This window comes from Liquorilactobacillus vini DSM 20605 (assembly GCF_000255495.1).
Taxonomy (GTDB): domain Bacteria; phylum Bacillota; class Bacilli; order Lactobacillales; family Lactobacillaceae; genus Liquorilactobacillus; species Liquorilactobacillus vini.
This window is the reverse complement of the sequence record NZ_AHYZ01000211.1, coordinates 1-232: the sequence shown is the minus strand read 5'-3', so window position 1 is coordinate 232 and position 232 is coordinate 1. Positions and strand designations below refer to the sequence as shown.

Genomic DNA, 232 nt, shown 5'->3' with positions numbered 1-232 from the left:
GGAGAGATGGCATAATTTTCAGCAATATCAGTTCGAGAAATGTTTTTTCCCAGTTCAATAATGGCACGATATTTAACTGCATCAGAAATTTGATTTTTAGGTTGAATGCCAGCAACTTTAGCAATTTTGGTGATGACTTGGGGACACTTTTTGGATTTAGGGCAAATAAACTTTTGTTTGCGAATACAAAGAATATTAGTAACACCAGCTGCAGGCAAACCAACAGCTTTGG

1 pseudogene is annotated in these 232 nt (G+C 36.6%); it reads right to left on the bottom strand.

Annotated elements, in window-relative coordinates:
* A pseudogene (locus ON15_RS11865) lies at positions 1–232 on the bottom strand (ISL3 family transposase); the annotation flags it as partial.